The organism is Pseudazoarcus sp. NS20, assembly GCF_059703745.1.
Map to the genome: position 1 here is coordinate 69,281 of NZ_BAAKIY010000002.1, position 25,463 is coordinate 94,743.

The 25,463-nt window shown below is 63.7% G+C and carries 25 protein-coding genes and 1 tRNA gene; 17 read left to right on the top strand and 9 right to left on the bottom strand.

Annotation, left to right across the window (positions count from 1 at the left end; translation table 11 throughout):
• Nucleotides 1-30 precede the first annotated feature (30 nt).
• From petA to AC6H0W_RS06040, 5 genes are all read left to right on the top strand, one after another.
• Entirely contained in the window at nucleotides 31-621 is a 591-nt protein-coding gene (gene petA, locus AC6H0W_RS06020) for a ubiquinol-cytochrome c reductase iron-sulfur subunit (protein WP_497576252.1), read from the top strand.
• Nucleotides 622-624: 3 nt separating this feature from the next.
• The gene (locus AC6H0W_RS06025; protein ID WP_497576253.1) at nucleotides 625-1,911 is read left to right on the top strand and encodes a cytochrome b; all 1,287 of its coding nucleotides are present in this window, start codon (nucleotides 625-627) and stop codon (nucleotides 1,909-1,911) included.
• A complete protein-coding gene (locus tag AC6H0W_RS06030) occupies nucleotides 1,908-2,648 on the top strand; it encodes a cytochrome c1 (RefSeq protein WP_497576254.1) in 741 nt (246 codons plus the stop codon). The genes AC6H0W_RS06025 and AC6H0W_RS06030 overlap by 4 nt, the downstream gene beginning before the upstream one ends.
• A 101-nt stretch (nucleotides 2,649-2,749) precedes the next feature.
• Nucleotides 2,750-3,346 carry a glutathione S-transferase N-terminal domain-containing protein gene (locus AC6H0W_RS06035; RefSeq protein ID WP_497576255.1) on the top strand — a complete coding sequence of 199 codons (597 nt, stop codon included), beginning with the start codon at nucleotides 2,750-2,752 and terminating at the stop codon, nucleotides 3,344-3,346.
• A 46-nt stretch (nucleotides 3,347-3,392) separates the two neighbouring features.
• Entirely contained in the window at nucleotides 3,393-3,863 is a 471-nt protein-coding gene (locus AC6H0W_RS06040; RefSeq protein WP_497576256.1) for a ClpXP protease specificity-enhancing factor, read from the top strand.
• A gap of 6 nt (nucleotides 3,864-3,869) precedes the next feature.
• Here the strand turns inward: AC6H0W_RS06040 and AC6H0W_RS06045 are convergent, their stop codons facing one another.
• Both AC6H0W_RS06045 and AC6H0W_RS06050 read right to left on the bottom strand, forming a co-directional pair.
• Entirely contained in the window at nucleotides 3,870-4,445 is a 576-nt protein-coding gene (locus tag AC6H0W_RS06045; protein ID WP_497576257.1) for a glycine zipper 2TM domain-containing protein, read from the bottom strand.
• A gap of 97 nt (nucleotides 4,446-4,542) precedes the next feature.
• Nucleotides 4,543-5,799: a D-amino acid dehydrogenase gene (locus AC6H0W_RS06050; protein ID WP_497576258.1), complete on the bottom strand. Its 1,257-nt coding sequence runs from the start codon at nucleotides 5,797-5,799 to the stop codon at nucleotides 4,543-4,545.
• A gap of 132 nt (nucleotides 5,800-5,931) precedes the next feature.
• On the opposite strand from AC6H0W_RS06050, the gene AC6H0W_RS06055 reads away from it, so the two are divergent.
• Together AC6H0W_RS06055 and AC6H0W_RS06060 are read left to right on the top strand one after the other, a co-directional pair.
• Nucleotides 5,932-6,933, top strand: coding sequence for a class 1 fructose-bisphosphatase (locus AC6H0W_RS06055; RefSeq protein WP_497576259.1), 1,002 nt, complete (start codon nucleotides 5,932-5,934; stop codon nucleotides 6,931-6,933).
• Nucleotides 6,933-8,663: an autotransporter assembly complex protein TamA gene (locus AC6H0W_RS06060; protein ID WP_497576260.1), complete on the top strand. Its 1,731-nt coding sequence runs from the start codon at nucleotides 6,933-6,935 to the stop codon at nucleotides 8,661-8,663. The genes AC6H0W_RS06055 and AC6H0W_RS06060 overlap by 1 nt, the downstream gene beginning before the upstream one ends.
• Before the next feature lie 6 nt (nucleotides 8,664-8,669).
• Here the strand turns inward: AC6H0W_RS06060 and AC6H0W_RS06065 are convergent, their stop codons facing one another.
• The 5 genes from AC6H0W_RS06065 to AC6H0W_RS06085 form a co-directional block, all read right to left on the bottom strand.
• A complete protein-coding gene (locus AC6H0W_RS06065) occupies nucleotides 8,670-9,293 on the bottom strand; it encodes a flavin reductase family protein (RefSeq protein ID WP_497576261.1) in 624 nt (207 codons plus the stop codon).
• A gap of 45 nt (nucleotides 9,294-9,338) precedes the next feature.
• A complete protein-coding gene (locus AC6H0W_RS06070) occupies nucleotides 9,339-10,382 on the bottom strand; it encodes a TRAP transporter substrate-binding protein (protein ID WP_497576262.1) in 1,044 nt (347 codons plus the stop codon).
• Nucleotides 10,383-10,424: 42 nt separating this feature from the next.
• The gene (locus AC6H0W_RS06075; RefSeq protein ID WP_497576263.1) at nucleotides 10,425-11,705 is read right to left on the bottom strand and encodes a TRAP transporter large permease; all 1,281 of its coding nucleotides are present in this window, start codon (nucleotides 11,703-11,705) and stop codon (nucleotides 10,425-10,427) included.
• The gene (locus AC6H0W_RS06080; protein ID WP_497576264.1) at nucleotides 11,702-12,238 is read right to left on the bottom strand and encodes a TRAP transporter small permease; all 537 of its coding nucleotides are present in this window, start codon (nucleotides 12,236-12,238) and stop codon (nucleotides 11,702-11,704) included. Before AC6H0W_RS06080 ends, AC6H0W_RS06075 begins: the two co-directional genes overlap by 4 nt.
• Nucleotides 12,239-12,308: 70 nt before the next feature.
• Complete coding sequence (locus tag AC6H0W_RS06085) at nucleotides 12,309-13,256, bottom strand: nitrilase-related carbon-nitrogen hydrolase (protein ID WP_497576265.1); 948 nt, start codon at nucleotides 13,254-13,256, stop codon at nucleotides 12,309-12,311.
• 336 nt (nucleotides 13,257-13,592) lie between these two features.
• On the opposite strand from AC6H0W_RS06085, the gene AC6H0W_RS06090 reads away from it, so the two are divergent.
• From AC6H0W_RS06090 to grxD, 10 genes are all read left to right on the top strand, one after another.
• A complete protein-coding gene (locus AC6H0W_RS06090; RefSeq protein ID WP_497576266.1) occupies nucleotides 13,593-14,336 on the top strand; it encodes a TrmB family transcriptional regulator in 744 nt (247 codons plus the stop codon).
• A gap of 244 nt (nucleotides 14,337-14,580) precedes the next feature.
• On the top strand, nucleotides 14,581-14,871 hold the full coding sequence (gene groES / locus AC6H0W_RS06095) for a co-chaperone GroES (RefSeq protein WP_497576267.1): 291 nt from the start codon (nucleotides 14,581-14,583) through the stop codon (nucleotides 14,869-14,871).
• Nucleotides 14,872-14,920: 49 nt separating this feature from the next.
• On the top strand, nucleotides 14,921-16,564 hold the full coding sequence (groL, locus tag AC6H0W_RS06100) for a chaperonin GroEL (protein ID WP_497576268.1): 1,644 nt from the start codon (nucleotides 14,921-14,923) through the stop codon (nucleotides 16,562-16,564).
• 345 nt (nucleotides 16,565-16,909) lie between these two features.
• Nucleotides 16,910-17,596 carry a response regulator gene (locus AC6H0W_RS06105; protein ID WP_497576269.1) on the top strand — a complete coding sequence of 229 codons (687 nt, stop codon included), beginning with the start codon at nucleotides 16,910-16,912 and terminating at the stop codon, nucleotides 17,594-17,596.
• On the top strand, nucleotides 17,571-19,052 hold the full coding sequence (locus AC6H0W_RS06110) for a sensor histidine kinase (protein WP_497576270.1): 1,482 nt from the start codon (nucleotides 17,571-17,573) through the stop codon (nucleotides 19,050-19,052). The genes AC6H0W_RS06105 and AC6H0W_RS06110 overlap by 26 nt, the downstream gene beginning before the upstream one ends.
• A 47-nt stretch (nucleotides 19,053-19,099) precedes the next feature.
• Nucleotides 19,100-19,175, top strand: a tRNA-Phe gene (locus AC6H0W_RS06115).
• Nucleotides 19,176-19,415: 240 nt separating this feature from the next.
• Nucleotides 19,416-20,669 (top strand): glutamyl-tRNA reductase, encoded by a 1,254-nt coding sequence (gene hemA / locus AC6H0W_RS06120; RefSeq protein ID WP_497576271.1) that lies wholly within the window; start codon nucleotides 19,416-19,418, stop codon nucleotides 20,667-20,669.
• Between the two features lie 42 nt (nucleotides 20,670-20,711).
• Nucleotides 20,712-21,782 carry a peptide chain release factor 1 gene (gene prfA, locus AC6H0W_RS06125; protein ID WP_497576272.1) on the top strand — a complete coding sequence of 357 codons (1,071 nt, stop codon included), beginning with the start codon at nucleotides 20,712-20,714 and terminating at the stop codon, nucleotides 21,780-21,782.
• Nucleotides 21,779-22,636 carry a peptide chain release factor N(5)-glutamine methyltransferase gene (gene prmC, locus AC6H0W_RS06130; RefSeq protein ID WP_497576273.1) on the top strand — a complete coding sequence of 286 codons (858 nt, stop codon included), beginning with the start codon at nucleotides 21,779-21,781 and terminating at the stop codon, nucleotides 22,634-22,636. The genes prfA and prmC overlap by 4 nt, the downstream gene beginning before the upstream one ends.
• Before the next feature lie 69 nt (nucleotides 22,637-22,705).
• On the top strand, nucleotides 22,706-23,044 hold the full coding sequence (grxD, locus tag AC6H0W_RS06135; RefSeq protein WP_497576274.1) for a Grx4 family monothiol glutaredoxin: 339 nt from the start codon (nucleotides 22,706-22,708) through the stop codon (nucleotides 23,042-23,044).
• A gap of 51 nt (nucleotides 23,045-23,095) precedes the next feature.
• On the opposite strand, the gene AC6H0W_RS06140 is transcribed toward grxD, so the two are convergent.
• Together AC6H0W_RS06140 and argH are read right to left on the bottom strand one after the other, a co-directional pair.
• Nucleotides 23,096-24,004 carry a fructosamine kinase family protein gene (locus AC6H0W_RS06140; protein WP_497576275.1) on the bottom strand — a complete coding sequence of 303 codons (909 nt, stop codon included), beginning with the start codon at nucleotides 24,002-24,004 and terminating at the stop codon, nucleotides 23,096-23,098.
• A gap of 7 nt (nucleotides 24,005-24,011) precedes the next feature.
• Nucleotides 24,012-25,430 carry an argininosuccinate lyase gene (gene argH, locus AC6H0W_RS06145; protein WP_497576276.1) on the bottom strand — a complete coding sequence of 473 codons (1,419 nt, stop codon included), beginning with the start codon at nucleotides 25,428-25,430 and terminating at the stop codon, nucleotides 24,012-24,014.
• Between the last annotated feature and the right edge of the window lie 33 nt (nucleotides 25,431-25,463).

Consider the following 25,463-nt stretch of genomic DNA (forward strand, 5'->3'; position numbering starts at 1 on the left):
CGGAATTTAGCATTCCTTCAGGAAGAGGCCATGAGCGTGGAACAAAAGATCGACAATAGTCGCCGCAACCTGCTGGTTGCGACGTCGGTGGTCGGAGGAGCCGGCGCTGCTGCAGTGGCAGTGCCCTTCGTCGCGAGTCTGACGCCGTCGGATCGAGCCAAGGCAGCGGGTGCCCCGGTCGAGGCCGACATCAGCCAGCTGGCTCCGGGCGAAATGATGACCGTTGAGTGGCGAGGCAAGCCGGTGTGGATCCTGCGCCGCACGCCCGAGATGCTCGCATCGCTCGACCAGACCGACAGCCGTGTGAGCGACCCGGAATCCCAGCGAGAGATGCAGCCTGCCTATGCGCAGAACAAGTATCGCTCGATCAAGGAAGAGTACCTCGTTACCATCGGTATCTGTACTCACCTCGGCTGTTCCCCGTCTTCGCGTTTCCGCATGGGCGCCGAGAGCGGTCTGGGCGCTGAATGGGCTGGTGGCTTCCTGTGCCCGTGCCACGGTTCGATGTTCGATCTCGCCGGTCGTGTCTATAGCGGCATGCCTGCGCCGGACAACCTCGAGGTTCCGCCGCACATGTATGTTTCCGATACCACGATCCTCGTGGGCGAAGACGAGGCCTAAGCGATGACGACCAAACCCCAGGCTCTGCTGAACTGGATCGACGAGCGCTTTCCGCTGACGTCGAACTACAAGGCCCATCTCTCCGAGTACTACGCGCCGAAGAACTTCAACTTCTGGTATTTCTTCGGTTCGCTTGCGCTGCTCGTGCTGGTGATCCAGATCGTGACCGGCATCTTCCTGGTCATGCATTACAAACCCGATGCTTCGCTCAATGCGGCTGGCATCCCCATCGCCTTCGCCAGTGTCGAATACATCATGCGCGAAGTGCCGGGCGGCTGGCTGATCCGCTACATGCACTCCACCGGCGCCTCGGCGTTCTTCGTGGTGGTGTATCTGCACATGTTCCGCGCCATGCTGTATGGCTCGTACCGCAAGCCGCGCGAACTGCTGTGGATCTTCGGCGTGCTGATCTTCCTGTGCCTGATGGCCGAAGCCTTCATGGGCTATCTGCTGCCGTGGGGCCAGATGTCGTTCTGGGGCGCGCAGGTGATCATCAACCTGTTCTCGGCGATCCCGGTCATCGGCCCGGACCTGACCATCGTCCTGCGTGGTGACTTCGTCATCGGCGATGCGACGCTGAACCGCTTCTTCGCATTGCACGTCATTGCCGTGCCGCTGGTGCTGATCGGTCTGGTGGCTGCGCACATCATTGCGCTGCACGAAGTCGGCTCGAACAACCCGGACGGCGTCGAGATCAAGAAGCACAAGGACGCAAACGGCATCCCGCTCGACGGCATCCCGTTCCACCCGTACTACTCCGTGAAGGATGTAGTGGGCGTGGGCGTGTTCCTGTTCTTCTTCTCGGCGGTGCTGTTCTTCTATCCGGAAGGTGGTGGTTACTTCCTCGAGTACAACAACTTCATTCCGTCCGATCCGCTGAAGACGCCGCCGCACATCGCGCCGGTGTGGTACTTCACCCCGTATTACTCGATCCTGCGTGCGGTCACCTTCTCGCTGTTCGGCCTGGATGCCAAGTTCCTCGGCGTGGTTGCAATGGGGGCGGCAGTGGTCATCCTCGCTTTCCTGCCGTGGCTCGACCGTAGCCCGGCGAAGTCGATCCGTTACCGTGGCCCGATCTACAAGACCGCGCTGGTGCTGTTCGTGATCTGCTTCGTGATCCTCGGCTTCCTCGGCGTCAAGCCGCCCGAGTACGCATTCTTCGGTGTCATCCCGGGCGCTCCGGTCGCGCAGATCTGCTCGGTGCTGTACTTCGCGTTCTTCCTGTTGATGCCGTGGTACACCAAGATCGACAAGTGCAAACCGGAACCGGAACGGGTGACCTTCAAATGAGTATCCGAATGATCAAGACCCTGAAGCGGCTGGCTTTGGCCGCGATCCTCGCGCCCACGCTGGCGTTCGGTGCGGCAGTGTCGGTCGAGCTTGACCGTGCTCCGGTGAGCACGGATCCGGCGGCCCTGCAGCACGGCGCCAAGATGTTCGTGAATTACTGTCTGAACTGTCACTCGGCCAGCTTCGTGCGTTACAACAAGCTGACCGAACTCGGTCTGGACGAAGATCAGATTCGCGACAACCTGATGTTCACCGGCGAACGCGTCGGTGACCTGATGACCATCGCGATGCGCCCGGCTGAAGCCCGTGGCTGGTTTGGTGCCCCGCCGCCGGACCTGACGCTGATTGCGCGTCAGCGCAACTCGGGTGATGGCTCCGGTGCAGACTGGCTCTACACCTACCTGCGTCAGTTCTACCGTGATCCGGAGCGTCCCACCGGCTGGAACAACGTGATCTTCTCGAACGTTGGCATGCCGCACGTGCTGTGGCAGCTGCAGGGTGAGCAGGTGGCCGAGCATGTCGACGGCAAAACCGAGCTGAAGCTGGTGAAGCCGGGCCTGATGACGACGGAAGAGTATGACAAGGCCGTGGCCGACCTTGTGTCCTTCCTGGTATGGATGGGCGAGCCGGGTGCCGAGAAGCGCAAGTCGATCGGCGTGTTCGTGCTGATCTTCTTCGCGGCGTTCTCTGTGCTCGCTTACGCACTCAAGAAAAACTACTGGAAAGACATTCACTGACGGAGCGGCGGGCCGCTGTTGCGGCCATGCCGGCCTGATGAGACGCACCACGCGGTGAACGCGTGGTGCGCTTTGTTTTCCGAACCGGGAGTTGCAATCTCATGATGACCCTTTACTCCGGAACGACCGATCCCTTCAGTCACCGTTGCCGGATCGTGCTCTTCGAGAAGGGGATGGACTTCGAGGTAATCGACGTCGATCTCTACAACAAACCCGAAGACATTGCCGTGATCAACCCGTACAACCGTGTTCCGGTGCTGGTCGACCGTGATCTGGTGCTGTACGACGCCAACATCATCAACGAGTACATCGATGAGCGTTTTCCGCATCCGCAGTTGATGCCGCCCGACCCCATCCTGCGTGCTCGTGCTCGTCAGTTGCTGCACAGCTTCGAGCAAGAGCTCTTCGTACATATCGAGCAGCTCGAGAAAGGCCAGAAGGCGGCCGAGAAAAGCCGAGCCGCCGTGCGAGATCAACTTGTGCAGTTCGCTCCGGTGTTCACCAAGCAGAAGTTCATGCTGGGCGACGAGTTCTCGATGCTGGACGTGGCGATTTCACCGCTGCTGTGGCGTCTGGAGCACTACAACATCGAACTGCCGAAGACTGCGGCCGGCATCATGAAATACGCCGAACGCATCTTCAGCCGCCAGGGCTTCATCGACGCTCTGACGCCGTCCGAAAAGGTAATGCGCCGCTGAGCGCTGCGATGCACGAGCGGCGAGGCCGCTCGTGCATTGAAAAGCTATGAATCCTTTCTCTGCTTCTCCCCACCCTTATCTGGTCCGCGCCATTCACGAGTGGTGCCTCGACAATGCGATGACGCCGTATGTCGTCGCGCGCGTCGATGGTGATGTGCTGGTGCCGCAAGGCTATGCGCGCGAAGGCCAGATCGTGCTCAATCTTGATCCGGATGCCACCAACGGCCTGTCGTTCTCTGAAGAGGGAATCGGCTTCCAGGCGCGCTTTGGCGGTGTGGCGCATGACTTGTGGGTGCCATACGCCAACGTGCTGGCGATTTACGCCCGTGAAACCGGTCGTGGTCTTGCCTTTACGCAGGGCGTTGCCTTCGAACTGAACCCGGATGCGGGTGAAGAGGAAATCGCGGGCGAAGAGCTGGCCGACCTGCAAGCAGCACCGGAGTCGGATACGTCGCCGCCCGATGACGAGCCGCCACCTCGCGGCGGGCGCGGTGGCCATCTCAAGGTCGTCAAGTAAGTGTGCTCACAGCCCGTGCAAGGTCCAGCTTCCGTCTCCACGGCGGCAGCCATGGCCCCGCTTCGAGTTGCGCGCTGCTCCGTCCACGTTCAGTGAGAATTCACGGCACTCCGGTCGGCCCGAATAGGTACCGAGCGGTGTGAGGGCGTAATTCAAACCGCCGTTTCCGTTCCAGCGCACTGACTGGCCCTGTCGTCCGAGCTCGAGACTGTGGGCGATGCAGGCCTCGTCGGCACGATCGATGCGGCCGCCAATTTCTGCGCCGATCAGCGATCCGATGACCGTGCCCGCAAGAATCGCGATGACGCGGCCACTGCCATCACCAACCTGACTTCCCACCGCGCCGCCCAATACGCCACCCAGCACTGCAGCGACGCTGCTGCGGTCACATCGCCCATCCAGGATGCCGTAGTCGCGTTCCCAGCGATGTCCGGTGTACCCGGCGTAGGAGGGGGCGTTTTTGGCGCGCCAGCCGTGTGCGGGAGCGTGCGCCGGCGGCGCGGCCGAAACGATGATCGGTGCGCTGCCAACCAGAACTGCGCCGACAGCCGCCAGCAGTGCGCGTAGGGAGAATGCGTTCATGATGAATCCCCTCAGGCTATGGGTGATGGATTCTAGTCCTGACGCATTTGTGGCAGTAGATAAGCTATGCAACCGATTGCAAAGCGGATAAGCGGGCTTAAAAGGCGTGCAGCGGGAAGTCCGGCACATTGCTGGTGCGCCCGGAGATCAAGGTGCTGAGGAGTTGTGCCGAGCCGCAGGCCAGTGTCCAGCCCAGCGAGCCATGACCGGTGTTGAGCCACAGGCCGTCGACTTTCGAACGCCCGATGATCGGCACGTAAGACGGTGTGCAAGGGCGCAGTCCGGCCCACATTTCGGCGCGAGAGGTGTCGCAGGCGCCCGGAAAGAGTTCGTCGATCCAGCGTAGCAGGGGGCGAGTGCGCGCGGGGTTGGGTGAGGCATCGTAGCCGCAGATTTCGGCGGTGCCGGCGACGCGCAGGTTTTCGCCGAGCCGCGATGCCACCAGGCGGCGCGATTCGTCAGTGAGGCTGATGGTGGGTGCGAGTGCCTCATCCACCACCGGCACGCTCACCGAATAGCCTTTGACCGGATAGATCGGCAGATGCTCGCCGTGCGGCGCCAGCAGTCGCGCGCCGTGGCTGCCCAGGCACAACACGAAGGCGTCGGCGCTGAGGCGATCGGTGCCGTCCGCGGTACGTACTTGCGCCGCGCGCAGGCGGCCTGCATTCAGCTCCAGGGCGGTGATTTCAGTCTCGAAGTGAAAGCGGGCTCCAGCGCGAGCGGCAAGCTCTGCCAGCCGAGCAGTGAACAGGCGTGCATTGCCGGATTCGTCGTTCGGGGCGTACAAGCCGCCGGCCAATTGCGGAGCGATGTGGGCGAGGGCGGGGTCGATGACGGCGCATTCTTGCGGGGTGCGCAGTTCGCAGGGAATGCCGTGCCGTTCCAGCAGCGCCATGCGTGCCTCGGCGTGCTCGTGCTCGCGCTCGTTGTAGAGCAGATGCAGGATGCCGCGCGTGCGCTCTTCGTACTGCAGCCCTGTGTCGGCGCGCAGCTGGCGCAGGCAATCGGCGCTATGCACCGCGAGGCTGGCGATTGCATCTGCGTTGCGCAGGTGGCGGGCGGGTGAGCATTCGTGCAGGAAGCGCAACAGCCAGGCCCAGCGAGCCGGCTCCAGGCCGATGCGCAGCCGCAGCGGTGCTTCTGCGCGCCCGATCGACCGCAGCGCGATCATCGGCGCGGCGGGGCTTGACCACGGTTCAGGATGGCTGACGGAGATCTGCCCACCGTTGGCGAAACTGGTCTCCAGCGCCGGGCCGGGCTGGCGCTCAACCACACTGACTTCGAAGCCGGCTTGCAGCAGATACCAGGCGGTTGTGACGCCGGTAACGCCTGCACCGAGAACCATTACGTGCATAAGGAATCTGGAGGGAAGTGAACGGCCCTGAGTGTTTGTTTCGACTTGATGCTGGTCGGGGCGAGCCGCAATCAGGATAATTCTATCCTTTCATTCCGTTCCCGGCTTGGCCGGACCTGCATGGAGCCTCACATGGCACGCGTCACCCTTACCCAGCACCTCATCGAACAGCAGCGGGCAGGCCGCATCAATGCTGACCTGCGTTTGTTGATCGAAGTCGTGGCGCGCGCCGTCAAGGCCATCAGCGTGAGCATTTCCAAGGGCGCGCTGGCCGGCGTGCTCGGCAACGCCGGCAGCGACAACGTGCAGGGCGAAGCCCAGAAGAAGCTCGACGTGCTGGCCAACGACATCCTGCTGCAGGCCAACGAATGGGGCGGCCACCTTGCGGCGATGGCGTCGGAGGAAGTCGAAGAGGTGCATCAGATCCCCTTCGATTACCCCAAGGGCGGCTTTCTGCTGTTGTTCGATCCGCTCGATGGTTCGTCGAACATCGACGTCAATATCTCTGTCGGCACGATTTTTTCGGTTCTGAAGAATCCGCCGTCCGAAGGCGAGCCGAGCGAGGCCGCCTTCATGCAGCCGGGCACCGAGCAGGTTGCTGCGGGCTACGGCCTGTACGGCCCTTCTACCATGTTCGTGCTGACCATCGGTAACGGCGTGCACGGCTTCACGCTGGACCGCGAGATGGGCAGCTTCATCTACACCCATCCGTTCATGACGGTGCCGCACGAGACGTCCGAATACGCCATCAACGCTTCCAATGCGCGCCATTGGGAAGCGCCGGTAAAGCGCTACATCGATGAACTGCAGCAGGGCAAGGCGGGGCCGCGCGGGCGCGACTTCAACATGCGCTGGGTGGCGGCGATGGTAGCCGACGTACATCGCATCCTCACCCGTGGCGGTGTCTTCATGTATCCGTTGGACGAGAAATGCCGTGCTCAGGGCGGCCGTCTGCGCCTGATGTACGAGGCCAACCCGATGGCCATGCTCATCGAGCAGGCGGGCGGTGCGGCCAGCACCGGGCGTGAGCGCATCATGGAAGTCCAGCCCACCAAGTTGCACCAACGAATTCCGGTAGTGCTTGGCTCGACCGCTGAAGTAAAGCGTGTCGTCGAGTATTACAGCGCGGGCTGATGCGGGCAGCTCGGATCCTGGCGGCGGCGCTGATCTGTTATGCAGCGCCGGTGTCTGCGCAGGAGGGGCAGCTTTCGGTCGCGCTGGAAGCGCCGGATGCCGTGCGGCCCTTGCTCGAGCGTCACGTACGTTTGCTGCGAGTCGAGCAGGCAATCCCCGAGCGCATTGCGGATCGCATTGCGCTGATTCGTCGCTCGCGACGCGACATCGAATCCTTGCTCGCCACCGAAGGCTATTTTTCGCCAGTGATCAATTTCGAACGCGAGGCGGCCGAGCGCTGGCGCATCATCGTCGAGCCGGGGCCGCGCGCCGCCATTGCCGGGGTCGACATTGCATTCGAAGGGCACCTGGCATCGCACGACGGCAGTGAGCCGCGGCGCGAGGCCTTGCGATCGGGCTGGGCGCTCAAGCCCGGCCAGTTCTTCCGCCAGTCCGACTGGGATGGCGCCAAGCAATCTCTGCTCTACGACGTTTCTACACGCGACTATGCCACTGCACGCATCGTCGCCAGTCGTGCCGAGGTCGACGTCGATGCCTCTGCCGTGCGATTGGCAGTCACCGTCGATTCCGGGCCGCCGTTCCGCATCGGCCAGCTCAACGTCACCGGCCTCGAATTGCTGCCGCCGGATTTCGTTGAGCGGTATTACACGCTGGAAGAGGGCGAGCGCTTCGACCAGGAGCGCCTGCTGACGCTGCAAAGCACTTTGCAGAACCTGCCGCAGTTCGCGTCGGTGGGCGTGGATATTCCGCGCGATCCGGCGCTGGCCGACGCGGTGCCGGTGCGCGTGCAGGTGTCCGAGGCAGAGTCGCGCCGCCTCGCTTTCGGTGCAGGCTTCTCGACCAACACCGGCGCGCGCGCCGAAGTGGGTTGGCGCAACGTGAATTTCATGGGGCGAGGCTGGGAACTGGAATCCGGTCTGCGCCTGGAGCAAAAGCGCCAGAGCGTGTTCGCTGACGTCTTTCTGCCTCCCACGCGCGATAACGTGCGTGACAGTTTCGGCACCATGGCCGAAGCCAGCGATATCGAAAACCTGAAAACCACGCGCTATGCCATCGGCGCCGTACGCACGTGGTTGCGCGGAGATGACGAGACCGCGGTTTCGCTGCGCTATCAGCGTGAGCGTTTGCGGCCCGACGGCGGTGATGAAACGCGCAACGCGGCACTGACGCCCAGCGTCTCGTGGACGCGTCGCCGCGTGAATGATGTGCTCGACCCGCGTGAAGGCTACGTATTGCGTGCCGAAATCGGCGGGGGCTCGAAGTCGGTGCTGTCGGATCAGGATTTCCTGCGCTTGTATGGCCGCTTCGCCAGCTACATACCGGTGCGCGACGGCGACACAGTCATCCTGCGCGGGGAGCTTGGCTCGACCCTGGCGAGCAGTCGTGACGGCATTCCGCTCGACTATCTGTTCCGCACCGGCGGCTCGCAATCGGTGCGTGGTTACGCTTACGAGAGCCTTGGCGTGAAGGAGGGCTCCGCGACGCTGGGCGGACGCTATCTGGCTACGGGCAGCGTCGAATACATCAACTGGTTCCGCCCGCAGCTGGGTGTCGCCACCTTCATCGACGTCGGTGACGCGGCGGACTCCTGGCAGGATTACGACGCCAAGCTCGGCTTCGGCGTGGGTGGCCGTTGGCGCAGCCCGGCAGGCCCGATTGCACTCGATGTGGCCTATGGGCAGGACGACAAGAAAGTGCGCCTGCACTTCTCGGTAGCCATCGCGTTCTGAAGTGCCTCAGCGCACGCGGGCGTCGTCGGGGCGCTCGAGTTCGAAGCGGTCGGTCGAGCGGCAGTACATGGCGGAGCCGCCCATGCGCGCAACCGGCGCGTGGCGTGCGACGTTGACGAAGCCTTGTGCGGCGTCGAGCACCAACTCATCGGCGACATGCACGCACACCACCTCCCCCAGCACCACACGTTGGCGCTCGGACACCGCCAGGCTCTGCAGCAGGCGGCACTCCAGCGCGGCATTGCTGCTGAGCACGTGCGGCACGTCGATCAGCCGGCCCGGAGTCAGGGTGACTTCGGCCAACTCGGCCTCGCTCACGCCGTAGGGTAGATCGCCAGCGCTGAGGTTCATGCCTGGCAGCAGTGGCTCGGTGACGAGGCTCACGGCAAATTCGCGCTGCGCCTCGATATTGCGCAACGTGTCTTTCAAGCCTTTGCTGGGTGAGGCGAGAATGCCCAACGCAACCAGCGGTGGCTCATGCCCCATGACGTTGAAGAAGCTGTACGGCGCGAGGTTGATGGCGCCGTTGTCCGAGCGTGTCGTCACCCAGGCGATGGGGCGCGGTACCACCAGCGACGACAAGAGGTTGTAGCGGCTCAGCGCCGGCAAGTGTTCAAAATCGAACTGCATGGAATCTCCTCGCTGCGGCGGCGGGCGCCGCCGCAGCGTCGTGGGTCACTTCACCCGTTCGGCCGCTTCAAGCATCACGTCCAGCATGGCAGCAGTGCCTTTGTTCTCGCGCAGGATCTCGGTCGCACCTTCGCGCATCTTGGCGAGCAGCGCGCTGCGCTCGTCTTCCGGCAGGCGGTACACCGTGCCGCCTTGCTCTTCCCACAACTTGTAGGCTTTGGCCTGATCTTCGAGCACGAAGTCGTAGAGCTCCGGTTCGAGCGCCACGGCTTCCTCGCGCAGCATGGTCTGCAGGTCGGCAGGCAGACGATCCCACCAAGCCTTGCTGACCAGCATGACCTCGCCCATTACGCCGTCTTCGGTGGCGGTGACGTACTTGACCGTGTTGATGAGCTTGAGTGAGGTGAAGGCGGGCGGTGAGCTCTTGAGGCCGTCGATGGTGCCTTGTTGCAGTGCCGTGACGAGTTCGCTGAAATCGACGGGCACGGCCGTGCCGCCCATCAGCTCGACGCCCTTGCGCTCGATGCGCGAGGCGAGCACGCGCAGCTTCTTGCCCGAGAAGTCGCTGACCTTGCTGCCCGGGAAGCGGGTGGCGAAGGCGGTATTGCCGTAAATGTAGGTGCCCAGCCCGACGAGGCCCTTGGACTCCCCGATGCCGAGAAAGGCCTTGCGGAAGGCCGGGTCGCTGAAGGTGCGCTGGGCGTGGCGTGCGTCGGTGAATACGCCCGGCATGTCCATCACTTGATAGCGCGGGTCCACCCCCACCAGATACACCGCCGGCCCGGTGTAGAACTCGATCGTTCCGAACTGCAGGCCTTCGATCATGCGGGCGTTGGAGCCGAGCTGCGCGGCGGGGTACAGCTCGGTCTTGATGCGACCGTTGCTGCGCTGTTCGATGCGTGCGGCAAAGCGCTTGATGGCTTCGGTCTGCACGTCATTCACCGTGGCGGTGGCGAGTTTCATCGTGAAGTCGGCGGCATGTACGGGTTGCAGCGCGAAGAGCCCGATGGTGAGTGCAGCCAGACCGGTGCCGCGGGCCCATCGGGTGAAGCGTGAGTGCAGCGGGGTCGAAGCGGACGATGCGTGCATTGCAGTTCTCCTTGGGGTGAGAGGTGAGGGCGTGAGCATGGATCAGCGGATCAGGCCCGCGCCGACGAGGGACAGCCATGGAACGAAGGTGATGAGGAGCAGCGTGGCGATCTGCAGCGCGATGAACGGCACCAGACCGGAGGAGATCGTCGAGATCGGCGCGCCGAACAGGGCATGCGAGGTGAAGATGTTCAGGCCGAAAGGCGGAGTGAACATGCCGATGCTGAGGTTCACCGCCATGATCACGCCGAAGTGGATCAGATCGATGCCCAGGTGCTGCGCCAGTGGCACCAGCATGGGTGTGAGCAGGATGATGGCCGACACCGGGTCGACCAGGCAGCCGACGATCAGCAGGAAGATATTGATCGCCAGCAGAATGACCCACGGGTTTTCCGACAGCACGCCAACGCTGTGCACCAGTGCTTGCGGAATGCCGCTGGTGGTCAGCACCCAGGAGAACACGCCCGAGGCGGCCACCACGATGAGAATCTGGGCGGTGAGCCGTGTGGAGCTGATGACCGCGTCCCAAACGTCCTTCCAGCTCACTTCGCGATACACGAAGCGCGCTACCAGCAAGCCGTAGATGCCGGCCATGCCGGCCGACTCGGTGGGCGAGAAGATCCCGGCGTAGATGCCGCCGAGAATCAGCACCGGGGTGCCGAGTGCGGGCAGTGCAGCCAGCACCAGGGCGGCGATCTCGATCAGCTTGCGGCGCGGCTCGAGCGGAGCCTCGACCGAGCGGGTGTGCCACAGGATGTAGAACACCGTTGCGAGGCCCAGCAGTAGCGCGGGCAGGACGCCGGCTGCGAACAGCTCGATGACCGACTGCTCGGACGATGCAGCGTAAAGAATCATCAGGATGCTCGGCGGCATCACGCTGGCAATCCCGCCGGACGAAGTGATCAGGCCGAGCGAGAACTTCTCGCTGTAGCCACCTTCGCGCAGGCTGGGGTACATGAGCTTGCCCATGGCCGCCACGGTGGCGGGGCTGGAGCCGGACACCGCGCCGAAGAACTCGCTGGCGGCGATTGTCGTGAGCGGGCGTGCGGCCTTGACGCCGCCGAACATCGACAGCGCGCAGTTGACGATGCGGCGCGACACCCCGCCGCGCGCCATGATCTCGCCGGCAAAGATGAAGAACGGCACCGACAGCAGCGCGAACTTGTCGAGACTGCCGAACATGATCTGCGGGATCATCAGCGGCGGCACCGTCATGAAGCCGAGAATCGCCGCGCTGGCCGAGATCAGCAACACCATGTAGATCGGTATGCCCGCCAACAGCAGGATCGGCGGCAGCGTGGCGAGGGCGAGGGCAATACTCATTTCACACCCCCTTCAGCCGAAATGACGTTGGCTGACAGCGGTGTGGGGCTCTCGTTGCGTGAGGGGCATTCGCGGCACAGCCGGACGATGCGACACACCCCGCCCAGCGCAGCGAGCATGAAGGCCGCCAGAATGGCGCCGTTGGCAAAGGCCTTGGGTATCTCGGCGGCAATCGTCACCTGCGACAACCGGCTCAGCATTTCGACGATCTTGTACGCGTAAAAGCCCAGGAACACAGCAGCGCCCGTGCATAGCGACGTTGCGATGATGCGCAGCACCCACACCGCGCGCGGCGGAAGGAACAGCGGGGTGACCTCGGTCACCAGATGCTCGCCGCGATAGGTCAGCCGGAAAGACAGCAGGCACACCGCCCATACCACCAGCAGCGTAGTGATCTCCTCGGCCCAGAAGATCGGGGTGTGGAAGGCGTAGCGGCCGACCACATTGGCAAAGTTCAGGCCGATGGCCAGTGCGAACAGGCTGCCGCTGACGATGTCGAGTGCGGTGACGACATGGCGTAGGGTGCGTTCCATGGGGTTCTCCCTGAAGTGGAGCGGGCTCGTTCCGCGTGCGGTCTCGTGAACCGCTGCGGAGGGCAGGGAGTCAGTCCGCCCGGCCGCGGGGCCCGGAGTCGAAGACGACGGCCGGACGCGGGTTCTCATTGACGTGCAGCCGGAAGACGTCGGGGCGGGCATAGTGTCCGGCGGCGTCGAAGTCGAAGCGTGCGCGCGGAATCTCATCCAGGTCCAGTGTCGCCGTGAGTACGCCCTCTTCGTCGAACAGCGGGCCGGCCAACACGCGGCCGAGCGGGTCGATGATGGCGCTGCCACCGCGCATCACGATGGTGTCGGGCGCGCCTTCGATGGCGCTTTCGTAGCCTTCCGGGAAGTCACCCTTGCGCAGCACCTGACAGCTGGTCAGCACGAAGCAGCGGCCTTCGAGGGCTACGTGCCGCATCGTCGGCAACCAGGTTTCGCGGTCGTCGGCGGTGGGCGCGCAGTACAGCTCGATTTTCTTGCCGTACATCGCCATGCGCAGCATCGGCATGTAGTTCTCCCAGCAGATCACCGCGCCGAGGTTGCCGATTTCGGTGTCGAACACCGGCAGCGTGGAGCCGTCGCCGAAGCCCCACACCAGGCGCTCGCCGGCGGTCGGCATGAGCTTGCGATGCTTGCCCAGCAGCGCGCCGTCGGGGGCGAAGAACAGCACGGTGCAGTACAGCGTGCCGCCGTCCCGTTCGATTACGCCCATCACCACGTGCGCGTTGGCGGCTGCGGCGGCCTGACCGAGACGTTCGGTCTCGGGGCCAGGTACCGCAATCGCGCTGTCGAAGTAGCGGCGAAACTCCTCGCGTCCGGCCGGAGTGCGCACGCCGATGCTGACGCCGTAGTTCTGGCCTTTGGGGTAAGCGGCGAGGTAGGCCTCGGGGAACACGATCAGCTGGCTGCCTGCCTTGGCCGCATCGGCAATCAGTCGCTCGGCCTTGCCCAGGCTGCCTTCGATGTCGAACGGAATCGATCCGGCCTGAATCACTGAGACGTTTACGTGCATGTGCTGCTCCTGGTTCTGTGCGGCAATCGCCACGCCATTCGTGAGAGTTTGTCGATCAGTTTCGACACGGTTTTAGTATTGATCTGTCGGAATCTGTCGTCAATGAATTTTTTCAAGGTTCTAATAATAATCCCTTTATATTCACGTAATTGTGTTTGATGTTGGTGCGTAAATCTGTTGCGATGCACCAAAATAGTGAGTTTATTGGCTTATGTTGTCGGGCATTTTCGACGAAAATTTTCGACTGCATGTCGAATGTTTATCGACAGGCGTACCCGAGTTCGGTACGGTCGCGTTCGTGCAGCCGATTGGCGTGAGATGCAAGCGGAGAGGGGAATGAGTCTGGAAGGCAAGCTGGCAAAGATCGGGATCACCGGAACGCTATTCAAACTCTATGCCGCAGCCATCGAGCTTGGCGAGGCGCCGATTGCCGACATCGCCGCACGCGCCGGGTTGGTGCGCACCACCGCCTACGATGCCTTGTCGCGCCTGGAACAAGAGGGCCTGGTCGTGTTGGAGACGCGCAACGGCAAGCGCATCGTCGTGGCGGAAGACCCTGGCGTGCTGCTGGAGCGGCTCGAAGGGCGGCGCCAGATGCTGGGCGAGCTGATGCCTGAGTTGCGCTCCATGTACAACCTGCTCAAGGGCAAGCCGCGCATGCGGTATTACGAGGGAGTGGAGGGCATCCGCACCGCCTTGTGGGACACGCTGACCGTGACGGACGAGCCCAAGGTGCTGCGCGGCATTCTCTCGATGGACGAATTGAGCGAGGTGCCCGGGCTGGCTGAGATGAACCGCTTCATCGCCGCGCGTGCAGCCAAGGGTGTTCGTCTGCGTGTCGTGCGCTCCCGCCAGAAAGACATTGAGCCGATCTGGCCCACCAGCGAAGAAGAGTTGCGCGAACTGCGTTTCGCGCCCGAGTCGATGATTCTGGCGATGACCACCATCATCTATGACCACCGCGTTTGCCTGATTTCCTCACGGCGAGAGAACTACGGCCTGATCATCGAAAGCGAGGAATTCGCTTCGATGCAGCGGCAGTTGTTCGACACGCTCTGGTCCTTGTCTGCCGAGGCCTGAGAGCGCTTTTGTCGCGCCCCGCTCGCCACGTGCGCGGGGCGTGCCTCTTCCGCGATTGCGCCGCGTGTCCTGCGGTTTTGCGAATTCATTCGATGTCGCCTCTTGAAAAGGCAATATCGCGTCCCTATTATTAGCACTCGCCGGGGGTGAGTGCTAACAGGCCCTCGCGGCCGGACATCCGGCATTCTGATTTCAATGCGGGCCATGTGGCCCGTGTGGCTTGAACCCGTACAGGAGTAAAACGATGAAAATCCGTCCCTTGCATGACCGTGTGATCGTCAAGCGCCTCGAAGCCGAGCGCAAGACCGCCAGCGGCATCGTGATTCCCGATTCCGCCGGTGAAAAGCCCGATCAGGGCGAAGTCGTTGCAGTTGGCAACGGCAAGATCCTGGACGACGGCAGCGTGCGCGCCATGGCCGTGAAGGCTGGCGACAAGGTGCTGTTCGGCAAGTACGCCGGTCAGACCGTGAAGGTCGATGGTGACGAGCTGCTCGTCATGCGCGAGGAAGACATCATGGGCGTGGTCGAGGGCTGAGCCTCTCTCGCGTTCTGTTACTCAAACGAATTCAAGGAGTTAATTCAACATGGCAGCTAAAGAAGTCAAATTCGGTGATTCCGCGCGCGATCGCATGGTCGCCGGCGTCAATATCCTCGCCAACGCCGTCAAGGTCACCCTCGGCCCGAAAGGCCGCAACGTCGTGCTCGAGCGCAGCTTCGGCGCCCCGACCGTCACCAAGGACGGCGTGTCCGTCGCCAAGGAAATCGAGCTGAAAGACAAGTTCGAGAACATGGGCGCCCAGATGGTCAAGGAAGTCGCTTCCAAGACTTCCGACATCGCCGGTGACGGCACCACCACCGCCACCGTGCTGGCTCAGGCCATCGTGCGCGAAGGCATGAAGTACGTTGCCGCCGGCATGAATCCGATGGACCTCAAGCGCGGCATCGACAAGGCCGTGGTCGCCATCACCGATTCGCTGGCCAACCTGTCCAAGCCGTGCTCGACCGCCAAGGAAATCGCTCAGGTGGGTTCCATCTCCGCCAACTCCGATACCGACATCGGCAAGATCATCGCCGACGCCATGGAGAAGGTCGGCAAGGAAGGCGTGATCACCGTTGAAGACGGCAAGTCGCTCAACAACGAACTCGACGTCGTCGAAGGCATGCAGTTCGACCGCGGCTATCTGTCGCCGTACTTCATCAACAACCCGGAACGCCAGATCGCCATTCTGGAAAACCCGTTCGTGCTGCTGTTCGACAAGAAGATCAGCAACATCCGCGACCTGCTGCCGGTGCTGGAGCAAGTGGCCAAGGCCGGCCGTCCGCTGCTGATCATCGCTGAAGATGTCGAAGGCGAAGCGCTGGCGACCCTGGTGGTCAACACCATCCGCGGCATCCTGAAAGTCGTGGCCGTCAAGGCTCCGGGCTTCGGTGACCGTCGCAAGGCCATGCTGGAAGACATCGCCATCCTGACCGGTGGCCAGGTCATCGCCGAAGAAGTCGGCCTGACGCTCGAGAAAGCCACGCTGGACGATCTGGGCCAGGCTGCCCGCATCGAAGTCGGCAAGGAAAACACCACGATCATCGACGGCGCCGGTGACGGCTCGGCCATCGAAGCGCGCGTCAAGACCATCCGTGCCCAGATCGAGGAAGCCACCTCCGACTACGACCGCGAGAAGCTGCAAGAGCGCGTTGCCAAGCTGGCTGGCGGTGTTGCCGTCATCAAGGTCGGTGCTGCCACCGAAGTCGAGATGAAAGAGAAGAAGGCTCGCGTCGAAGACGCCCTGCACGCCACCCGCGCTGCAGTGGAAGAGGGCATCGTTCCGGGCGGCGGCGTTTCGCTGCTGCGTGCTCGTGCCACCATCAGCGAACTGAAAGGCGACAACGCCGATCAGGACGCCGGTATCAAGATCGTGCTGCGCGCCATCGAAGAGCCGCTGCGCCAGATCGTGGCCAACGCCGGTGACGAGCCGTCCGTGGTGGTCAACAAGGTGCTCGAAGGTACGGGCAACTTCGGCTACAACGCGGCCACTGGCGAGTACGGCGACATGGTCGAGATGGGCGTGCTGGACCCGACCAAGGTCGAGCGTACTGCGCTGCAGAACGCCGCTTCGGTTGCCAGCCTGATGCTCACCACCGACTGCATGGTCGGCGAGCTGCCGGAAGAGAAGCCTGCCATGCCCGATATGGGCGGCATGGGTGGTATGGGCGGCATGGGCATGGGCATGTAATTCGCCTGTTCCAGTCGTACCCGGAAAAGCCCCGCGAAAGCGGGGCTTTTTTTATGGCCAGCCGCGTCACGAGGAGAGCGCCTCGCGGATCAAGGCGCTGCTACGCAGTGGCAAGCGTGGGGGCTTTATTTTGTCGCCGGGCCGCCCCCAAGACAAAACCGCCCCCTCGGGGGCAGCGCCGTCACGCAGTGGCAAGCGTGGGGGCTTTATTTTGTCGCCGGGCCGCCCCCAAGACAAAACCGCCCCCTCGGGGGGCAGCGCCGCCATGCAGTGGCAAGCGTGGGGGCTTTTTTTGTCCGTCACAATCGGTGAATATGCGTGACTGACTGCAAAAAGGATCTACCCATGCGTATCCTGCTCGCCGAAGACGACCACGTGATTGCCGATGGCCTTGCCCGTGCTTTGCGTCGCGGCGGTTACGCGGTGGATCACGTTGCCAACGGGCTGGATGCCGATACGGCGCTGGCTTCGCAGTCCTACGATCTGTTGTTGCTTGATCTGGGCCTGCCCAAGCTATCGGGCCTGGATGTGCTCAAACGCGTGCGTGCCCGCAAGTCGGCGCTGCCGGTGCTGATTCTCACCGCGCAGGACGGCGTGGATGATCGCGTGGCGGGGCTCGATGCCGGGGCTGACGATTACCTCACCAAGCCGTTTGCCCTGCCGGAGCTCGAAGCGCGTGTACGCGCCTTGACGCGTCGCGGCACCGGGCAACCGCGTCGCATCGGTTTCGGGCGGCTGGAATACGATCAGGCGGACCGCGTGGTGCGCGTGAATGGCGAAGTGGTCGAGTTCTCTGCGCGCGAAGTCGGGTTGCTGGAGGTCTTCATCCTCAAGGCCGGCCGGCTGGTCAGCAAGGATCAACTGGTCGACCACTTGTGCGGTTGGGGCGAGGAAGTGTCGAACAACGCCATCGAGGTGTATGTGCATCGCCTGCGCAAGAAGCTCGAAGACACCGATCTGCGCATCGTGACCGTGCGCGGCCTGGGCTACTGTCTGGAGCACAGGGATGAGGCTGCGACGCAGAAGGCCTGATCAGGCCTCCGCTTCGGGAAAGCAGGCGCAGCCGAATTCACTCTTCGGCGAGATTCTCGACTGGCTGCTGGCACCGCTGCTGGTGCTATGGCCGATCTCGATCATCTTCACGCACAACGTTGCCGACAACATCGCCAACCAGCCCTACGACCTGGTGCTGGCCGACAACGTGCGTGCGCTGACGCGGCTCGTGCAGGTCACCGACGGCGTGGTGTGGGTTGATTTCCCGGCCTCGCCGCGCGTGCTGTTCCGCTCGGATCAGGACGACGTCTTCTATTATCAGGTGGCGGTTGCCGGCGGCGAGCTGGCCAACGGCGACCGCGAATTGCCGCAGGTCGCCCCGCCGGAAGAGATCCTCCCCGAGCACGTGCTGTTTCGCGATGCCTATGTTCACGGTGAAGAGGTGCGCGTGGCCTACCAGTTTCTGCAGCCGGTGCGTGAGGACGAGCCGCTGGTGCTGGTGCAGGTGGCCGAAACGCTCAACAAGCGCAGCAATCTGGCTTCGCGGGTGGTCACCGAAGTGCTGTTTCCGCAGTTTGCCATCATCCCGCTGGCGGTGATTCTGGTGTGGGTGGGGCTGTCGCGCGGTATTGCGCCGCTCAGCAGTCTGCAAGGGCGCATCGCGCGGCGGCGCCCCACCGACCTTTCGCCGATCGAGCCGGCCAATGTGCCCGAGGAGGCGCGGCCGCTGATAATCTCCTTCAATGACATGATGGCGCGGCTCGACGCCAACATGCAGGCCCAGCAGCGTTTCATCGCCGATGCGGCCCATCAGATGCGCACGCCGTTGACGGGTCTCAAGACCCAGACCGAATTCGCCCAGGGCGAGACCGACCCGGATCAGCTGCGCCGTTCGCTCGACCACATTGCGGACAGCGCCGAGCGCGCCACTCACCTCATCAATCAGTTGCTGCTGCTGGCGCGCGCCGAGGCCGGCTCGGAGCGCGTCTACACCATGGAGCCGGTCGATCTGGCCGATGTGGTACGTGCCGTGGCGGGCGAGCTTTTTCCGCGAGCGCTCGCCAAGCATATCGACCTGGGGGTCGAGGGCGAGTCCGGCGCGGCGTTGGTCGAGGGCAACCCGATGCTGCTGCGCGAAATGTTCAAGAACCTGATCGACAACGCCATCAAATACACCCCTCGTGGCGGCAGCGTCACCGCGCGCGCCGTGAGTCAGGGGGGCGTGCCGGTGGTGGAGGTCGAGGACAGCGGCATCGGCATTCCCGAAGAAGATCGCGAGCGCGTGTTCGAACGCTTTTATCGCGTGCTCGAAAGTGGCGAGGATGGGTCCGGCCTTGGGCTGCCCATCGTGCGGGAAATCGCCGATCTGCATGGCGCCACCGTGCGTCTGGAAGACGTGCCCGAGGGGCAGGGGACACTGGCGCGGGTGAGCTTTGTGCACCCTGGCTTGCGCCACGCCGCAGCGCGCTCGACAAATCGCACGGGATGGTTCTGATGGGAATTGACGACGCTCAGGATTGAGCTATAATGCGCCCTCTCTTTGGCCAGGTAGCTCAGTCGGTAGAGCAGCGGATTGAAAATCCGCGTGTCGGCGGTTCGATTCCGTCCCTGGCCACCAGATTCAAAACCCCGCCCGGAAACGGTCGGGGTTTTTCGTTTTCGGGGCTGCATTTCGCATGTTCGACATGCGGAGATGCGTCCATGCGGCGCGCCGTCGGCGCCCCCGCCGCTGGCCGTCTGGAGACGCTGTCCTCAGCCCCCGCAGAGGCCTTGATTCTGCTGGGGGAAAGCACAAGGCGGCACAGGGTGGATCAGGGGGCGGTGATATAATGCTTCGTCTTTTTTCCCCTCACCGCGCATGCAGCTCTATGCCCTCGGCCTGAATCACCACACCGCGCCGCTTGCGATTCGTGAGCGCGTGGCGTTTCAGCCTGAGCGTCTGGGGGATGCCCTGCACGATCTGACTCATGCCGGGCCGGTGCGTGAAGCGGCCATTCTGTCTACCTGCAATCGCACCGAACTCTATTTTGCCGCCGAGCAGCCGCAGGCTGCGGCCGACTGGCTGGCGGGCTTTCATCAGCTGCCATTGGCTGAAGTCTCTCCTTATCTCTACGCCTACCCGCAGCGCGATGCGGTGCGGCACATGTTCCGCGTGGCATCGGGGCTGGATTCGATGGTGCTGGGCGAGCCGCAGATTCTGGGCCAGGTGAAGGAGGCCGCGCGTTGCGCCGAAGAGGCCGGCACGCTGGGGACCTTGCTGCACAAGCTGTTCCAGAATACCTTTGCAGTGGCCAAAGAGGTGCGCTCGACCACCGCCATCGGGGCCAACGTCGTGTCGATGGCCGCTGCTGCCGTGCGGTTGTCGGAGCGTATCTTCGAGCGTCTGGGTGAGCAGCGCGTGCTGTTCATCGGTGCGGGCGAGATGATCGAATTGTGTGCGGCGCACTTTGGTGCCTCTGGCCCGGCCGGCATTGCCGTGGCTAACCGCACCGAGGCGCGTGCCCAGGTGCTGGCGAGTCGTTTCGGCGGTGAGGTGATGCGCCTCGATGCATTGGCCGAGGCTCTTCCGCGCTTCGATATCGTGGTGTCCTGTACGGCCGCGCCGCTGCCGATCGTCGGCCTCGGGATGGTGGAGCGGGCCGTCAAGGCGCGTCGTCACAAGCCGATGGTGATGGTCGATCTGGCCGTGCCGCGCGACATCGAACCCGAAATCGCCAAGCTCGACGACGTTTTTCTGTACACCGTGGATGACTTGGCGCAGGTCGTCGATGCCGGCCTGGAGTCGCGCCAGCAGGCCGTGGTCGAGGCCGAGGGCATCATTGCCGAGCGCGTCGATGGCTTCCTGCACTGGATGCAGACGCGCGGCGCAGTGCCTACCATCCGTGCGCTGCACGGCCACGCCGAGGCGCTGCGCGCCAGCGAGCTTGAGCGCGCGCGCCGCATGCTGGCGCGCGGTGAAGACCCCGAGGCGGTGCTCGACATGCTCTCGCGCGGGCTGGCGCGCAAGCTGCTGCACGGCCCGGTGCACTACCTGAATCAATCCGAAGGCGACAAGCAAGCCGACGCCAGCCGCATCGTGCGTAGCATCTTCAATCTGGATGGTCAGGATTGAAGCGCGCCGCTGGCGGACACGCCCCGAGATACCTCTAGCCGCATGAAGCAAAGCATCCGCGACAAACTCGAACATCTGGCCACGCGCCTGGAAGAGCTCGACCGCGAGCTGTCTTCGGGCGAGGTCGAATCCATCCGCGAACTCGGTCGCGAGCGTGCCGAGATCGAGCCGGTGGTGCTGCTGTACCGCGAGTATGTGCAGACCGAGCGTGATACCGCCGGCGCCCGCGAAATGCTGGCCGACCCGGAAATGCGTGAGCTGGCCGAGGGTGAAGTCGAGGCTGGCGAGGTGCGCATCGAGGCGCTGGAGTCCGATCTGCAGCGCGCCTTGTTGCCGCGAGACCCGGACGACGGCCGCAACCTGTTCCTCGAAGTGCGGGCGGGCACGGGCGGCGATGAGGCGGCACTGTTTGCCGGCGATCTGCTGCGCATGTATTCGCGCTATGCCGAGCGTCAGCGCTGGAAGGTCGAGATCGTGTCGGCCAGCGAATCCGATCTGGGGGGCTACCGCGAAGTCATCGTGCGCATCGCCGGGCAGGGCGCGTATGCCAGGCTCAAGTTCGAGTCCGGTGGTCACCGTGTGCAGCGCGTGCCCGCCACCGAAACGCAGGGGCGCATCCACACCTCGGCGTGCACCGTGGCGGTGATGCCCGAGGCCGACGAACTGACGGAAGTCGCCATCAGCCCGGCCGACCTGCGCATCGACACCTTCCGCGCGTCCGGTGCCGGCGGCCAGCACATCAACAAGACCGACTCTGCGGTGCGCATCACGCACATCCCCACGGGGATTGTCGTGGAGTGTCAGGATGATCGCTCGCAGCATCGCAACAAGGCGCAGGCCATGTCGGTGCTGGCGGCGCGCATTCACGACCAGCAGGTGCGCGCCCGGCAGTCGCAGGAAGCCGCCACGCGCAAGAGTCTGGTGGGCAGCGGTGACCGCTCCGAGCGCATTCGCACCTACAATTTCCCGCAGGGCCGGGTGACCGACCACCGTATCAACCTCACGCTGTATCGGCTGGACGCCGTCATGGAGGGCGAACTGGATGAGTTCGTCGATGCATTGACGCTCGAGCATCAGGCCGATCAGTTGGCCGAACTGGCAGGAGAAGCATGATCGACGCATCGATTCCCGACGTCTCCAGTGCCCTTGGTTGGGCGCGCGAACGCATCGAACTGGCGGACGCCCGCATTCTGCTGCGCCGCGTGCTGGGGTGCTCCGCCGCGCGGCTGGTGTCGCATCCCGAGGCCTTGTTGCAAGACGTCGAGTGGGACGAATTCCGCCATTTCGTCACGCGGCGCGCTTCCGGTGAGCCGATTGCCTACCTGACCGGCGAGCGCGAGTTCTTCGGCTACAGCCTGATGGTCACGCCGGCGGTGCTCATCCCGCGCCATGAAACCGAGCTGCTGGTGGAATTGGCGCTGGCGCATTTCGGGCATCTGCCCAAAAGCCGCGTGCTCGACTTGGGCACCGGAAGCGGCGCGCTTGCCGTGGCCATGGCCAAAGAGTTGCCCGATGCCGACGTGACCGCAGTGGACCGCTCGCGCGAAGCCCTGCTGGTGGCGATGGCCAATGCGGCCCGCCTGCGCGTGTCGGTGTCCTTCGTGGTGAGTGACTGGTTTTCGGCGCTGGAAGGGGATCGCTTCGACCTGATCGTCACCAACCCGCCCTATGTGGCGGCGTCCGACCCGCATCTGGGCGAAGGCGACGTGCGTTTCGAGCCGCAGACGGCGCTGGTGTCCGGCCCCGAGGGGCTGGACGACATCGCCGGCATCGTGGCGCATGCGCCGTACCACCTGGAAGCTGGCGGCTGGCTGTTCATCGAACACGGCTACGATCAGGCCTCACGTGTGCGTGGCCTGCTCACCGATGCCGGCTTCGCGCAGATTGCCTCTTGGCGAGATCTGGGAGGCATCGAGCGGGTGTCGGGCGGGCAGTGGCTGGGACGCGGCGGTGCGGCCACGGCTTGACGCACCGCAGCGCGATTCATAAAATAACCTACTATTTGACTCGGGCATTAGCCCGAAGGGAAGCCATACATGGACATCCAGGAATTCATCCGCGAGCAGGTCAACACCCACCCGGTCGTGCTTTTCATGAAGGGTACGCCGCAGTTCCCGCAGTGCGGTTTTTCGTCCACCGTCATTCAGGTGCTCAAGCAGTCCGGCCTGACCAAGGTTGCGGCCTTCAACGTGCTGGAGAGCGAAGATCTGCGTCAGGGCATCAAGCAGTTCGCCAACTGGCCGACCATTCCGCAGCTCTACATCAAGGGCGAGTTCGTCGGCGGCTGTGACATCGTCAAGGAGTTGTTCGAGACGGGTGAGTTGCAGCAAATGTTGGCCGCTGCGGATCCGGATGTGAGCCAGCCGCAGGCCTGACGCAGGCTGCCCGGAGGCAAGAAAAAAGCCGCTCTTCGTGAGCGGCTTTTTTTATTCGCTGCGTGTTCCCAGCGCGTGATCGAGGCGGGAGATGAGCCGCTCGGATTCGCCCAGATAACTGCGACCGAACAGGTTGAGGTGGTTCAGCATGTGGTAGAGCGCGTACAAAGGCTTGCGAGCCTCGAAGCCGTCGTTAAGCGGGAATGTCTTGCGGTAGGCCGCGTAGAAGGCGGGCGGGAAACCGCCGAAGAGCTCGCTCATGGCGATGTCGGATTCGCGGTCGCCGTAATGCACTGCCGGATCGAAGGCCGCCGGCTGGCCGCTTTCGGTCATGCCGACATTGCCGTGCCACAGGTCGCCATGCAGCAGTGCCGGCTGCGGGCGGTAGTCGAGGAACATCGCCGGCAGGCGTGCGATCAATCGCTCACCGTGGCGTTGCAGCTCGCCCGTGAAACCGTTTTCACGCGCCCATGCCAGTTGCGGGCGCAGGCGCTGTTCGGCAAAGAAGCGCGCCCAGTTGGCGGTCGGGGCATTGGCTTGCGGGTTACGGCCGATGAAGTTGTCGCGCTCCCAGCCAAAGTGCTCGCCGGTGAAATGGTGCATTTCGGCCAGCGCCTCGGCGAAGCGGGTGCCATCGTCCATGCTCTGCAGCGGGCGCAATTCGAGGTGTTCAAGGATCAGGCAGGCGCCGTTGTCGTCAGCGCCCAGGCCGATCACCGCCGGCACGCGCAGTGCGCCGGTGTCGGCCAGTGCTGCCAGGCCGTTGGCTTCGGCCTCGAACATGTCGAGCGTCTCGGCACCGCCGTGCTTCACGAAATAGCGCACGCGGCCGTCCGACACGCTCAGCGCGCGATGGGTGTCGCCCCCCGAAATCGCGCGTGAATCGGTGATGCGAAAGGCGTTGCCGGTGGCTTCGCGGACGCTGCGCTCGATGCGCGTGAGGGTGCCGAGCGCATTCATTGCCGCATCAGCCCAGGCGTGCACGCGCCGCCGCGACGGCCTTGCGCACTTGCTCCGGTGCCGTGCCGCCGACGTGGCTGCGGGAGGCCAGCGAGCCTTCCACGGTGAGCACCGAGAACACGTCTTCACCCAGCCGCTCGACGGCGCCCGGCACGTGGTCCATGGCGATGCGCAGTTCGTCGAGCGAGCACTGCGGCAAGTCGCAGCCCTTGAGCTCGGCAGCGCGCACGGCCAGTGCGACGGCTTCGTGCGCGTCACGGAAGGGCAGGCCTTTCTTGACGAGATAGTCGGCCAGATCGGTGGCGGTGGCGAAGCCCTGTGTCAGCGCGCTCTTCATGGCGTCGGCCTTCACGCGGATGCCGGTGATCATGTCGGCGTAGATGCGCAGCGTGTCAATCACCGTGTCGGCGGTGTCGAAGAGCGGCTCTTTATCTTCCTGATTGTCCTTGTTGTAGGCCAGCGGCTGGCCTTTCATCAGGGTCAGCAGGGCGATCAGGTTGCCGTTGGTGCGGCCGGTCTTGCCGCGGACCAGCTCGGGCACGTCGGGGTTCTTTTTCTGCGGCATGATCGAGCTGCCGGTGCAGAAGCGGTCGGCCAGGTCAATGAAGCCCACGCGCGGGCTCATCCACACGATGAGCTCTTCGGACAGGCGCGACAGGTGCGTCATCAACAGCGCCGAGGCGGCGCAGAATTCGATGGCGAAGTCGCGGTCGCTGACGGCGTCGAGCGAGTTGTAGCAGACTTCGTCGAAACCCAGCTCTTTGGCGACGAACTCACGGTCGATGGGGTAGCTGGTGCCGGCCAGCGCGGCACTGCCCAGCGGCAGACGATTGGTGCGGCGGCGGCAATCGGTGAAGCGCTCGGCATCGCGGCGCGTCATCTCGTAGTAAGCCATCAGGTGATGGCCGAAGGTGACGGGCTGGGCGACCTGCAGGTGCGTGAAGCCGGGCAGGGCGGTGTCGGCGTGCGCTTCGGCGACGTCGAGCAGATTCTTCTGGAATTCGGCGATCAGCGCGAGGATGCTGTCGATGGCGTCACGCAGCCACAGGCGGATGTCGGTGGCGACCTGGTCATTGCGGCTGCGGCCGGTGTGCAGGCGCTTGCCGGCATCACCCACGAGTGCGGTGAGACGCTTCTCGATGTTGAGGTGAACGTCTTCGTCGTCGAGGTTCCAGGCGAATTCGCCGCGTTCGATCTCGTCCGCGATCTGCGCCATGCCGCGCTCGATGTCGGCCAGATCCTGAGCGCCGATGATGCCTTGGCGCGCCAGCATTTTGGCGTGGGCAAGCGAGCCACGAATGTCCTGCGCGGCCATGCGCTGATCGAAGAAGACCGAGGCCGTGTAGCGTTTCACCAAGTCGGAAACGGGTTCGGAGAAGCGGCCGGACCAGGCCTTGGGCGCTTGAGCGGAAGAGGTGTCTGTCATAATGAGCGGAAATGCGGCAATGGGCCTGACGGC

Bases quoted from the DNA above. Each gene is read 5' to 3' on its own strand.
- petA (WP_497576252.1), top strand. From the start codon at position 31: ATGAGCGTGGAACAAAAGATCGACAATAGTCGCCGCAACCTGCTGGTT.
- AC6H0W_RS06025 (WP_497576253.1), top strand. From the start codon at position 625: ATGACGACCAAACCCCAGGCTCTGCTGAACTGGATCGACGAGCGCTTT.
- AC6H0W_RS06030 (WP_497576254.1), top strand. From the start codon at position 1,908: ATGAGTATCCGAATGATCAAGACCCTGAAGCGGCTGGCTTTGGCCGCG.
- AC6H0W_RS06035 (WP_497576255.1), top strand. From the start codon at position 2,750: ATGATGACCCTTTACTCCGGAACGACCGATCCCTTCAGTCACCGTTGC.
- AC6H0W_RS06040 (WP_497576256.1), top strand. From the start codon at position 3,393: ATGAATCCTTTCTCTGCTTCTCCCCACCCTTATCTGGTCCGCGCCATT.
- AC6H0W_RS06045 (WP_497576257.1), bottom strand. From the start codon at position 4,445: ATGAACGCATTCTCCCTACGCGCACTGCTGGCGGCTGTCGGCGCAGTT.
- AC6H0W_RS06050 (WP_497576258.1), bottom strand. From the start codon at position 5,799: ATGCACGTAATGGTTCTCGGTGCAGGCGTTACCGGCGTCACAACCGCC.
- AC6H0W_RS06055 (WP_497576259.1), top strand. From the start codon at position 5,932: ATGGCACGCGTCACCCTTACCCAGCACCTCATCGAACAGCAGCGGGCA.
- AC6H0W_RS06060 (WP_497576260.1), top strand. From the start codon at position 6,933: ATGCGGGCAGCTCGGATCCTGGCGGCGGCGCTGATCTGTTATGCAGCG.
- AC6H0W_RS06065 (WP_497576261.1), bottom strand. From the start codon at position 9,293: ATGCAGTTCGATTTTGAACACTTGCCGGCGCTGAGCCGCTACAACCTC.
- AC6H0W_RS06070 (WP_497576262.1), bottom strand. From the start codon at position 10,382: ATGCACGCATCGTCCGCTTCGACCCCGCTGCACTCACGCTTCACCCGA.
- AC6H0W_RS06075 (WP_497576263.1), bottom strand. From the start codon at position 11,705: ATGAGTATTGCCCTCGCCCTCGCCACGCTGCCGCCGATCCTGCTGTTG.
- AC6H0W_RS06080 (WP_497576264.1), bottom strand. From the start codon at position 12,238: ATGGAACGCACCCTACGCCATGTCGTCACCGCACTCGACATCGTCAGC.
- AC6H0W_RS06085 (WP_497576265.1), bottom strand. From the start codon at position 13,256: ATGCACGTAAACGTCTCAGTGATTCAGGCCGGATCGATTCCGTTCGAC.
- AC6H0W_RS06090 (WP_497576266.1), top strand. From the start codon at position 13,593: ATGAGTCTGGAAGGCAAGCTGGCAAAGATCGGGATCACCGGAACGCTA.
- groES (WP_497576267.1), top strand. From the start codon at position 14,581: ATGAAAATCCGTCCCTTGCATGACCGTGTGATCGTCAAGCGCCTCGAA.
- groL (WP_497576268.1), top strand. From the start codon at position 14,921: ATGGCAGCTAAAGAAGTCAAATTCGGTGATTCCGCGCGCGATCGCATG.
- AC6H0W_RS06105 (WP_497576269.1), top strand. From the start codon at position 16,910: ATGCGTATCCTGCTCGCCGAAGACGACCACGTGATTGCCGATGGCCTT.
- AC6H0W_RS06110 (WP_497576270.1), top strand. From the start codon at position 17,571: ATGAGGCTGCGACGCAGAAGGCCTGATCAGGCCTCCGCTTCGGGAAAG.
- hemA (WP_497576271.1), top strand. From the start codon at position 19,416: ATGCAGCTCTATGCCCTCGGCCTGAATCACCACACCGCGCCGCTTGCG.
- prfA (WP_497576272.1), top strand. From the start codon at position 20,712: ATGAAGCAAAGCATCCGCGACAAACTCGAACATCTGGCCACGCGCCTG.
- prmC (WP_497576273.1), top strand. From the start codon at position 21,779: ATGATCGACGCATCGATTCCCGACGTCTCCAGTGCCCTTGGTTGGGCG.
- grxD (WP_497576274.1), top strand. From the start codon at position 22,706: ATGGACATCCAGGAATTCATCCGCGAGCAGGTCAACACCCACCCGGTC.
- AC6H0W_RS06140 (WP_497576275.1), bottom strand. From the start codon at position 24,004: ATGAATGCGCTCGGCACCCTCACGCGCATCGAGCGCAGCGTCCGCGAA.
- argH (WP_497576276.1), bottom strand. From the start codon at position 25,430: ATGACAGACACCTCTTCCGCTCAAGCGCCCAAGGCCTGGTCCGGCCGC.